Below are 11,165 nucleotides of genomic sequence, written 5' to 3'. Positions count from 1 at the left end.
TAATCTACTATCGGTGCTGAAACTGTTAAACGTCCATACCGGTGCCTGAGCCTGTGGAAGGCAACGTTAAAGTGAATGTTTTAGGAAGGCCAAACAGGAATCTTTTTCTATTTCACCAATCACCCGATCTCCAATCACTCCATCACTTATTTTTGAAGTAAGTATCTTAAAAAGGGTAGACTGAAACGATAAAATTGATAATGGTTAATTGTCAATTGTTAATGAATTTTATCCTATTGATTTCAAATACCTAGTACCGATGCTGAAATTGAATTGTTAAACATCCTTCTTTACCGGTGCCTGAGGCTGTTGAAGGTAGCTTTGAAGTGAATTTTTTAGGAAGGCTAAATAGGAATTCTTCTCCATTTCACCGATCACCCGATTATTGATCTATCCATTACAAATTATTAAAATAAGTAGCTTAAAAAAGGTATACAGAAATTTTGGCTATTGAAAACAAACCAAAAATCGTTTTTCGGAAATTAAGGTTTAAAAGTGAGCTCGTCATGGTTCTTAAGAAGTTTGATTTGGTACCAAACTGTTAACAGGAGCCTTAAACACCAATTGATGCCTTGTCCCTTGATGTGTGATGCTCTTTATTTCGGCTTTTAGATCCAAGGCAAATTTTTCTATAAGTCTGGTGCCGGTACCTGTACCTTTCTGTCCATTGAAACCAACCCCGTTGTCCTGATAATCAATAGTGATATTTTGATCTTGTAGCTGAATCACAATTGTAATCTTAGGCTGTCCAATACTTTCAAAGGCATACTTTAAGCTGTTGTAAATCCATTCCGTCAATATCATTGAGATGGGAATTACAACTTCCACCGGTAGCACAATTTCTGCAGTTTGATGATATTCAATCTCCACCTTTCGATTTTCCTTAGCTAGCATTTCCCGGTGTTGTTGCATCAGGCCCTGGAGGAATTCCTGCAAAGGAACCTCTTGCTCATCCTCTATACTAAACAGGTACCTTTCAAGAGAAGCCGCAGCGTACAGGAGCTGTGTAGACCTCAGCATTTCCTGTTGGGCGGTATTGTCCGGTACCCTTCTGGCAATCTCTTTAATAATACTCTGTAGCCGCATGATATTGTTGGCAGTACGGTGTCGCAATTCCGTTTGTTGTAGGCTGATGGTTTTGTTTTTGGCTGCGATTATTTGAGTAAGTCGTTTTTGGCGGTTAAGGTTTCGGAAAATCCAAAAGAGAAACAAGGTCAAGATTATTCCAAGAAATGCAAGGAACAAGCTGGTTTGCTGAAACTTGCTGCTTTGTAAGGCAAATAATTCTGCTTCCTGACTGATTTTCTGGTTCTCAAATTCCTTTTCCCGCAAGAGGTAAATATTGCTTATTTCTTCTACTTTTAATTTTTCATCCTGAAACAATTGGTTGTTCAAGGAGTCCAAAGATTTGTAGGTAATTAATGCCTGTGCGTATTGCTTGGTACTTTCCAGTAGTTTGAAGCGAAGTTCTAAATTTTCCACCAAAAGAACCTTATCGTTAGTTTTCTGAAGAATTACCTGGGCAGAGTCCAGGTGGAGAGATGCCTTTTTTAGATTTTGTTTTTTCAACCAATAATCCGCTAAATTATTGTGACTAATCGCCAAGCCTTGAAGATCATTGGTCATATGACTGATATGGTAGGATTTAACGATATAGGGTAAGGCTTCTTCTATTTTCTCTTGATCCAGCAAAACAACACCTATATTGTTAAAAGTGGCAGACCAGTCTTTTGCCAAGGCCAATGGAGAGTTGATATCCAATGCTACTAAATCTAAAACTTCTTGAAAATAATATAGACTTGAATCCAAATTATCGAAATGCTGAAAATTAGCACCTAGATTGTTCATAACCATGGCTATTTTACTGGTGTCTCTGCTGCTCATGTATAGATTCAATGCTTGGTGCAACAACTCAAGTGATTTTGGCTCATCCTGCGTTTTACGGTAAAGATTACCCATCGAATTATATATAGCTGCCTTCCTGGGCAGGTCTCCCTCATTAAGGTCAAGTGCGTAAAGTGCTTCCTGGTAGTTTTTAATAGCTAAACCGTATAGGCCTAAATATTGATAATTTAAACCTATGCTTCGCAGAAATGAGCTGGTGCGATTATGATCCGCTTGTGCCTTGGCATAGATTAATGCCTCTTCGTACTTTGCAATACTATTTTGAAATTGTCCCAAGTATAACAAAACATAGCCTAAATCTGCTGTATACTTTCTCAGGTGGGTGGTGTCTTGACTTTTTATTTCTTTTAAAGCCTTTTCTAGCAAGATTTTTGCTACATCGTAATCACCCTTATCTATGCTGATGTCTATTTTATTATCTATTGTTGTTTGTCTTGCTTGAGAGGGGGTATTATAAATTAAAAGCTCTAAAATATAAAAGGCTAGAAGAAAAGCATATTGAAAATATTTCGATGAAGTGCATTTCATTTTAAAAGAGACTAATGATAAAATCAAGTGATGTTATTTCGGGTAATCTTGGCATTTATAAATATCTTTTTTCTTCACCATAATTCCAATTAATTATTGTACTAAACAAACTTTTTTATCCAATTGAATTCACCTTTACGAATTTTACGCTTGGTTTTACGCAATTATATAAAAGGTTTACGAATTTTAATTCTACTTTTACTTTTCAAGCTTTACCTTGTAGATGTTTAAAAATGGAGATAGACACTCCTGATTATTTAGATTCCTTAAAAAGGAAAACAGGACCTGCTTTATCAGGTCCTGTTGATTGAATTTTAATCACGGGATGGGGGGTCTACCGCTCTTATTGACATATCAGGATTCATGTCATCTCTGTCACCAATAAGATCACAGCTTCCAAGGTTAAGTAATAATAATAACGCGATTACTAATTTTACAGGTTTCATATAAATTGTTTTTAAATAGTGAAAGATTTTGTATAGGATTGGGAAATTTTTTCAGGTGCTTGCTGATTAAATTTTTCGTACCTAATGCCTGACCTTCAGGAATCTTTCTGTATATAAAACAGAATAAATATGAATATAATTTTATAAATTGTCTATTTACAAGAACTTATTGATCTTTTCTAAGAGGCTATTTTTATAGCCTGAGAGGGTGAGAAATAACCGAAGAGTTTAAAAAGTCTTTACAAGAGGTTGATTATTTAGTCCAAGAGGTGATTTTTATTTAGGTTGATTTTCTTATATATTTAACTTGAATTTTACATCAGTCTTCAGGTTTAAAAATATAGTATAATGGGCTACAGGAATTATATCATAAATCATCCACTATTTATAAAGTTTAGAAAAAAAGAAGGAGACGAAGCAATTAATAGGTGGATGTATGAGCCTTATTATATTCTAGGACTATTAATAAAAAAGAAAGTAAATGTTCTTTTAGACACAAAAATTAAGGATTACAATAAAGATAAACCAAGTAGATACTCAGCAGATATAAATGATTATATACCTTTACATTTACCAGGCTCTGTAAACAGTGTTCAAAGGTGGAGTTTTAGGCATTTGATTGAAGATGAATTTGGGGAGAAAAAGTGGCCTTTTGATTCCAATGAAAATAAGGTGGTAGGAGTATTTTGGAATGCAGCCAAGTACTATGAAGAGAACGATTCTAACAAGAGTGAAGTAGAATTTTCAAGTATAAAATTTTTGAACCTAGCAGCAGAGTTTTGCGGGTTTAAAAATTTTGAAGATTTTATTCAAGAAAATTTTATTAGGCCACCAGAGATTAAAATCGTTCTATTGCCTTTTTTTCCTGTTGATCCCAATAGTATTAATTTAGAAATAAAATTGAAATATGTTCTAAAAGAATTGCGAAATCACTCAGAATTTAATTTGGTGTTTATTCACCAATCATTCAATAGATTCAAAAAATACCCAATATACACGAAATCAGATGCAGTAAATATAGGGAAAAAACACAATGGAGATTTCGTGATCTATAGTAATACGCTGTATCCATCGGGGATTTCATTGAATTTAATAATTTTAAAATCTGAAATTGAGCTATTTGGAGATGATATTCAATTGAAAACTAATACTTTTAAATTCACCTCCTTTACAGAAGAATTTAAAATAAAATTGAAGAATATAATTTCGTGGGCAACAGCGGTACGGCATTTTTTTGAAAAAAATTATAAAGAAGCCATAGAATTATTTAAAGAATCGTTAAAGACAAATGACAATTCAGTAGAGCTGTATTTTAGAATTGCTGTGCTATATGATCTTTTGGAAAAGCCAGAAGATGCAAGGTATTATTATTATCGGACAATGAATGTGGTAAAAATGGATGGTTCCATGGATAGTTTTCGTGAACTATATGACCCCGATTTTTTCGATGAGATAGAATCTGTTTCAACAGATAATATTGGACTAGGAGGAGATTATATTGACAAGGAAAAATTATTAGACCCTAGTATATTAGTTAAAGAGGTTTTGAAGTTGATGCTCTTTGAAATTGTAAGGGTTAATTTGGCATTGAAATTTAAGGAAAGGTTATCTGATGATGTTTTTAAGCGTGTCTTATTAAAAACAATTAATGAAATACAGCCAAGTTGGTTAAAAACAAAATATCGGGACCTATTTGGCAGGGCCTATTTTGAATTAGGGCTGATAAAAGAAAAAAAATTGAATGAGTCCAGTTTTATTGATCCTGAAGATGTTTATTGTTATTATGAAAATGCAGCGCTTAATATGAGTATAGAAGATGCTGTGTATCATGATGTGTGTATTCGGTTTTTTAAGAAATACAAAAGAATGAACAGAATTATTCAAAGATTAAATGAACACAGTGATTTGGATGACTTAGTATTGGAAAAATATGTAGAAAATTTTTAGGATAATTATTCTAAATTTCACCAAAACCTGACTTAATGTAGCTTTTTCAAATTCATTTTCTAAACTTCAACCAAAAACTGCTCTGAAAGAATTTTTAAAATTTCATTTCCTTATAGAATGTCACCCTCGCGGACAAGCCTTTGTAAAATAAATTGTAGTCTTTTCTCTGCTAATTTCTGTATTGCGATATTTTAAACCGATTTTTTCCCGTTTAGCCATTTTCTTTACCTATTTTTAATTTATTGTCCTTAGATTTATGCAAGAACAGCTAGAAAGAAATGAATCAAGGACATAAAATCCTAGTGGTAGGAAGTGCAAATACTGATATGGTCATTAGGGTGGAAGAATTTCCCGCTCCGGGTGAAACATTATTGGGACAAAATTTTTTGCTAAATGCAGGGGGTAAAGGTGCCAATCAAGCCGTGGCTGCGGCACGACTTGGAGGAAAGGTAGCCATGATGGCAAGGTTAGGAAATGACTTGTTTGGCAAACAAACGATTGAAAATTTTAAGAAAGAGGGGCTCAATGTGGAGGGGGTAGTACTTGACAATAAATTGCCTTCCGGTGTGGCTCAAATTGTAGTCGACAAATCAGGAGAAAACACCATTGTGGTAGCAGGAGGCTCTAATTTGGCATTGAATACCAGACAGATCAAAAAGTATTTTGGCTTGGTGCAAGAAGCCGAAATAATCCTTTTGCAATTGGAAATACCTATAGAAACCGTTTTATATGTTGCAAAAAAAGCTTCAGGCTTGGGTAAGAAAGTAATACTGAATCCGGCTCCTGCAAGTAAACTTTCCGATAAATTATATGCTTCAATTTACGCCATAACCCCCAATGAAACGGAAACTAAATTTTTGACAGGGATCAATATAACCGGAGAAAAAAGTGCGCAACATGCTGCGGATTTTTTTCATGACAAAGGGGTTAAGGTAGTCATCATAACCCTGGGCGCTGCAGGTGCCTTTCTTTCCACGGCAGATTATTCCGGTACCATTGCCACTTCTGAGGTGGAAGCTGTTGATACAACTGCCGCCGGAGACACCTTCAACGGCGCCTTGGCCGCCGCGCTATCCAATGAAATGAGTTGGGAAGAGGCAGTGGCTTTTGCCAATAAGGCCGCAGCTTTGTCAGTGACCAAACATGGAGCGCAAGCTTCTGTGCCATTTTTGCAAGACCTTAAAGTCTAATTGCCTGAAATTAAAAAAATAGGTCTCTTACATTATATAAACTGCCCATGAATAAGTATAACATTGTCCTAGTATTAGCCCTTGTTTTAATAGGATTTACCAGCTGTCAAAAATCCCTTGAATCTACTAAACATCGGGTGCTTTTTGATACAGATGCCAACAACGAATTGGATGATCAACATGCCATGGCTTATTTGTTTTTTAATGGTGATGTATTTGACGTGGTAGGAATAACAGTCAACGCAACCAGAAATGGAGGGAATATAGACGGACACTATAAGGAAGCCAGAAGAATAATGGACCTCTGCAATGTTTATTCATCCATGCCTTTGCAAAAAGGGGCAAATGCCTCATTTGAAGAAATTAGGCAAAATTTGGATCAAGCAGATTTTGATGGGGCTGAAGCAGTAGACTTTATCATTGAAGAAGCCCACAAAAAATCAGATGAAAAACTCATACTTTTGCCGGTAGGAAAATTAACCAATATTGCCTTGGCATTAGAGAAAGATCTATCCATCGCAGAAAAAGTAAGAATTGTTTGGTTGGGATCTAATTATCCCTTTCCCGGCGAGTATAACCAGGACAATGATGAAGTTTCGCTAAATTATATTTTAAATGTTGACGTGCCTTTCGAGATGGTTTTGGTAAGAGGAGGGAAGGAAACAGGTACTGCCGCAGTTTCTTCCAATAGGGCAGAGATCAATAGTATCATGCCGGGTAAAGGGCCTCTTGCAGAGAAACCCATCACTGGTCGACATGGGGATACCTTCGACCACTTTGGAGATTATTCTGTAAACCTGTATAGCAATATTCATACTTACGATGAAGCAGGAACCAGACCTTTGTATGACATGGCCGCAGTGGCTATAGTGAAGAACCCTTCTTGGGCAGAGAAAAAGGAAATTCCTGCACCGCTTTTGGTAGATGGTGAATGGCAAGAAAGACCGGACAATCCTAGAAAAGTGATGATATGGGAGAATTTTAACAAAGAAGCCATTATGGGGGATTTCTTTGATAGAATGGAGAATTATGTATTGGTTACCCCTTGATTTTTATATAAAATACAGCATCTCAACACCGGTTAAAATAATTTTCACCCGTGTTGGCCAACTAAATTGAAATTAACATAACCCTAAACCCAATGTTTATAATCAACGATTACCCTTTGGCCGTCTTTTTTTGCTTTATCACCATGCTATGTTGGGGCTCATGGGCCAATACACAAAAATTGGCGGAGGGTAACTGGCGATTTGAGTTGTTTTACTGGGATTATGTACTCGGTATCGTCCTGTTATCCCTTATTTTTGGATTAACCTTAGGAAGTATTGGCGAGGGAGGTCGATCATTTTTGGATGATTTGGGCCAGGCAGCCCCTTCGAGTTATTGGAGGGCTTTGGCTGGAGGAGCTGTTTTTAACCTAGCCAATATCTTAATAGTAGCAGCAATATCTCTTTCCGGCATGGCCGTAGCTTTTCCTGTAGGCATTGGCTTGGCCTTGGTTTTGGGTGTTTTAATAAACTACATTTCAGAGCAAAAAGGTGATCCTATTCTATTGTTTTTGGCGTCGCCTTGGTAACCGTGGCCATAATATTGGATGCTACGGCTTATAAGAAAAACAGTAAGGACAAAGCCAAAAATGTATCCAAAGGGCTTAAACTGGCCCTGCTCGGAGGTCTTTTAATGTCTTTTTTCTATTTTTTAGTCCAGCAGTCCATGTCCTTAAACTTTCAAATTCCGGAGCCAGGTAAGTTCACACCTTATAGCGCTGTATTTGTGTTTTCCCTAGGCATCCTATTGAGTAATTTTGTTTTCAATACCATTCTTATGAAGAAGCCTGTTGATGGAACTCCTGTTGGCTAAGGGGATTATTTCTCAGGGAATTTAAAAGTCCATTTGGTTGGTATTTTAGGCGGGGCAATTTGGTGTGTGGGAATGGCCTTTAGCATCATCGCATCAGAACAGGCAGGGCCAGCCATTTCCTATGGGCTGGGTCAGGGGGCTACCATGGTGGCAGCATTTTGGGGAGTATTCGTTTGGAAAGAATTTAAAGGAGCCAGGCACTCAAACCATGCTTCAGAGTATGTTTGCCTGCTTTATCATAGGGATCATTATCATCATTTATGCCGGAATATAGGAAATGAACTTCCAGTTTAAGGGTTTTGAATAGGTAGCCATAACTGAATATTAAAGCTTGGGCAACATTTTTTGCGTAAGTGCTAATTGTAGGCTCCTCTATGGTGTTTAACCTTCCAGGATTTTCTCACAGGCCTCTTTACAATTGTTGCAGGCAATTGCGCAATTCTTGCAGTGTTCGTGTTCATGTTGACTACACTCTTCTGCACATCTCTTACACACACTGACACAGAATCGCAAGAGGTCGTCTATCGGTCCATAAGACATGGAAAGTATTTTGGCTGTACTCGCACAAACTTCTGCACACACTCGATCGGTTCTAATGCAAGCAAGCATCTGCCCCACATTTTCTTCATCCAAGCAAGCATCTGCACAAAAATTACAGGCTATGGCACAATCATTTAAAGTTTTGATTAAGGCTTCATTTTTCATGACTTTGTAATTTAGGTTAGTTTTTTTAACCATTAATCCCAAAAATTATGCCTCTTTGGTATTTGTTACCTGGAGAATTTCAGAAAAGCAAGCTTGCCAATTGTTGAAATGATTTTGTCTGCTTCAGGTATTTCTGAGAAGTTTTCTACCAATACCGTAATGAAAATGGGCTTTTTACCAAAAATGATCCCCGCATCTCCGCGGACATAATCCAAAGTCCCTGTTTTATGGGCGATGGCTACCTCTTCCGGTATTAGATGAGGTAAACCTGCGGTGTCCTCACAGTTTTTTAGGTATTCTATAACTTTTAAGCTTAGCTTTTTAGAAAGCAAGTCCCCATTGTAAAGATCAAGTAGTAGCCTGTTTATTTCTTCCGGGCTTAAGTAATTTTGCTTACCCTTTTCTATGGCCTCAAAATCCATCATGAACCTATTCAATTGCGTAGTCTTGAAACCATTTTCCTTCAACCCTGATCATTTCTTTGACCAGGTATTCATAAGTAACACTTAAACCGGAAGGTTTAAATTGCAATTCACCGGCCCCGCCCACCTTGTCCTTATCTTTGAGGTGATAGCGATCTTGCAGAGAGAAAGTACCATCTGACAACTTTTGCATAAAGTAGATAAGCAATGGTACTTTAATGATACTTGCAGAAGGGATCTTTTTATCCGGGTCAGCCTTAGAAAGAATGTTCCCATGTTTGTCCTGGATAATGTAAGACAATGAAATAGAGGGGTCTAAGTTAGCCAAATATTCTTTTAACGACTGTTGTCCGGCAGCAGGTTGGGCAAATAAACACAGCAATATCAATGGTACACTTAATAAATGGAAATAGTATTTCAATCCCGTCATAATTGTCATATTGCCGGATATTCATAGGATGATTGCAGGCCTAATGGAATGCCTAAAGTCCAGTAAATCAACAAAAATATGGTCCAGATAATAAGTAAGTATACGGAATAAGGTACCATGATAGAAACCAACGTACCGATCCCCGTCTTTTTCACATATTTCTGACAGAAAATCACTACCAATGGGAAATAGGGAAGTAAGGGCGTGATAATGTTTGAGACAGAATCGCCAATCCTATAAGCGGCTTGGGTAAGGTCAGGAGAAATTCCCAATTCCATTAGCATGGGAACAAATACTGGGCTTATCAATGCCCACTTGGCTGACGCCGAGCCCACCAAAAGGTTGACAAAAGCACTGAGAAAAATTATACCCACCACCGTTACCTGGGAAGGCAATTGTAGGCTTTTCAGGAATGCTGCTCCTTTCAATGCCGTCATGGCTCCGATATTTGATTGTGAAAAGGCATCAATAAACAAGGCACAAAAGAAGGCCATGACGATATAATGGGCCATGCTCCCCATAGATTTGCTCATGGACGCTATTACATCTGCAGAGGATTTATAAGATTTTGAAAGAAAGCCGAAAATAATTCCAGGTATCCAAAATATAAGGAAAATCAAAGGCACTATCGAACGCATTAATGGTGCAGCAAAAGAGGTGATTTCTCCGGACTCACTTCTTAAGCTGGAGTCTATAGGGTATGCCCAGAAGAACAGACCGATAAGACCTAGGACCATGACCAAGCTAGCGACTTTAAAGGCAGTTTTTTCTTTAGGTTGCAATTCCTCCATTTTGGGTATGTCGGATAAATCTTTATCTACCGGGTTGGTTCGGATTAGGCGAGGCTCTATGATTCTATCTGTTAAATACCAGCCGACACCTACCACTACTATACTTGATATTCCAGTAAAGAGGATATTGTTTAATGGGTTAAGGCTTATGGATGGGTCTAAGATTTGAGCTGCTGATTGAGTGAAACTTTGGAGTAGCGGGTCAATGGCCGATGGGATAAAATTGGCACTAAACCCTCCTGAAACACCTGCGAAGGTTGCGGCAATTCCGGCTAGCGGATGCCGGCCTGCCGCATAAAATATTATTCCTCCCAAAGGGATTACTAAAACATATCCTGCATCTGCAGCAGTGTGGCTTACAATGGCCACTAAAATTAAAATAGGGGTAAGCAGACTTCTTGGAGTAAAACTCAAGAGGTATTTTAACCCCGCATTGATAAAACCTGAATACTCTGCTACACCTACTCCAAGCATAGCCAATAATACCACACCCAAAGGAGGAAAATTGATAAACACAACAATCATTCGAGAAAGAAAATCTGCCAATTTCTCCCCAGTGAGTAGGTTTTGAATAAACAATTTCTCCCCTGTTCTTGGATCAAACTCCCCAAAATCTATAGGAGCCAAGAGTGCTGAAAGTATCCATGTTACTAACATTAACACAAGAAATAAAACAGCAGGGTCCGGCAACTTATTACCCGCTTTTTCGATTGCATTTAAAAACCTGTCTTGTAGGTCTCTTTTCATGTTGGGTTTTCCCATTTTGCTGAGGTTAAATTCAAAAATAAGAAAGGAAACTGATAAATGATGAAAAGCGGTTTGAAATCTTAAATTGTGGTTTTGTAAAGCTAGGATTTGAAATTCAGGTTTGCTTCCATCTGTTTTATCCAATACTTCATAAAGTGAGTATACCTTTCACTTCCGGCAAACCTAATGTCACT

General features: G+C 37.5%; 6 protein-coding genes and 2 pseudogenes. 4 read left to right on the top strand and 4 right to left on the bottom strand.

Annotated elements, in window-relative coordinates:
• Positions 1-513 precede the first annotated feature (513 nt).
• Positions 514-2,433 carry a DUF2225 domain-containing protein gene (locus AAC037_RS09725; RefSeq protein ID WP_339902809.1) on the bottom strand — a complete coding sequence of 640 codons (1,920 nt, stop codon included), beginning with the start codon at positions 2,431-2,433 and terminating at the stop codon, positions 514-516.
• A 794-nt stretch (positions 2,434-3,227) separates the two neighbouring features.
• On the opposite strand from AAC037_RS09725, the gene AAC037_RS09720 reads away from it, so the two are divergent.
• From AAC037_RS09720 to AAC037_RS09705, 4 genes and pseudogenes are all read left to right on the top strand, one after another.
• Positions 3,228-4,826 carry a tetratricopeptide repeat protein gene (locus tag AAC037_RS09720; RefSeq protein WP_339902808.1) on the top strand — a complete coding sequence of 533 codons (1,599 nt, stop codon included), beginning with the start codon at positions 3,228-3,230 and terminating at the stop codon, positions 4,824-4,826.
• 278 nt (positions 4,827-5,104) lie between these two features.
• Entirely contained in the window at positions 5,105-6,016 is a 912-nt protein-coding gene (rbsK, locus tag AAC037_RS09715) for a ribokinase (RefSeq protein WP_339902807.1), read from the top strand.
• A 47-nt stretch (positions 6,017-6,063) separates the two neighbouring features.
• Positions 6,064-7,065 carry a nucleoside hydrolase gene (locus AAC037_RS09710; protein WP_339902806.1) on the top strand — a complete coding sequence of 334 codons (1,002 nt, stop codon included), beginning with the start codon at positions 6,064-6,066 and terminating at the stop codon, positions 7,063-7,065.
• 92 nt (positions 7,066-7,157) lie between these two features.
• Positions 7,158-8,150: pseudogene (locus AAC037_RS09705) on the top strand (GRP family sugar transporter).
• 107 nt (positions 8,151-8,257) lie between these two features.
• Here the strand turns inward: AAC037_RS09705 and AAC037_RS09700 are convergent.
• From AAC037_RS09700 to AAC037_RS09690, 3 genes and pseudogenes are all read right to left on the bottom strand, one after another.
• Positions 8,258-8,581, bottom strand: a complete 324-nt coding sequence (locus AAC037_RS09700) for a four-helix bundle copper-binding protein (RefSeq protein WP_339902805.1) — start codon at positions 8,579-8,581, stop codon at positions 8,258-8,260.
• Between the two features lie 65 nt (positions 8,582-8,646).
• A pseudogene (locus AAC037_RS09695) lies at positions 8,647-9,433 on the bottom strand (serine hydrolase).
• Positions 9,434-9,438: 5 nt separating this feature from the next.
• Positions 9,439-10,986: an AbgT family transporter gene (locus AAC037_RS09690; protein ID WP_339902804.1), complete on the bottom strand. Its 1,548-nt coding sequence runs from the start codon at positions 10,984-10,986 to the stop codon at positions 9,439-9,441.
• Positions 10,987-11,165: the final 179 nt, after the last annotated feature.

The sequence above is a fragment of the uncultured Cyclobacterium sp. genome (genome assembly GCF_963976465.1).
In the GTDB taxonomy this organism is placed as follows: domain Bacteria; phylum Bacteroidota; class Bacteroidia; order Cytophagales; family Cyclobacteriaceae; genus Cyclobacterium.
Note: the sequence above shows the minus strand (reverse complement) of the source record. Positions and strands in the feature narration are given on the sequence as shown.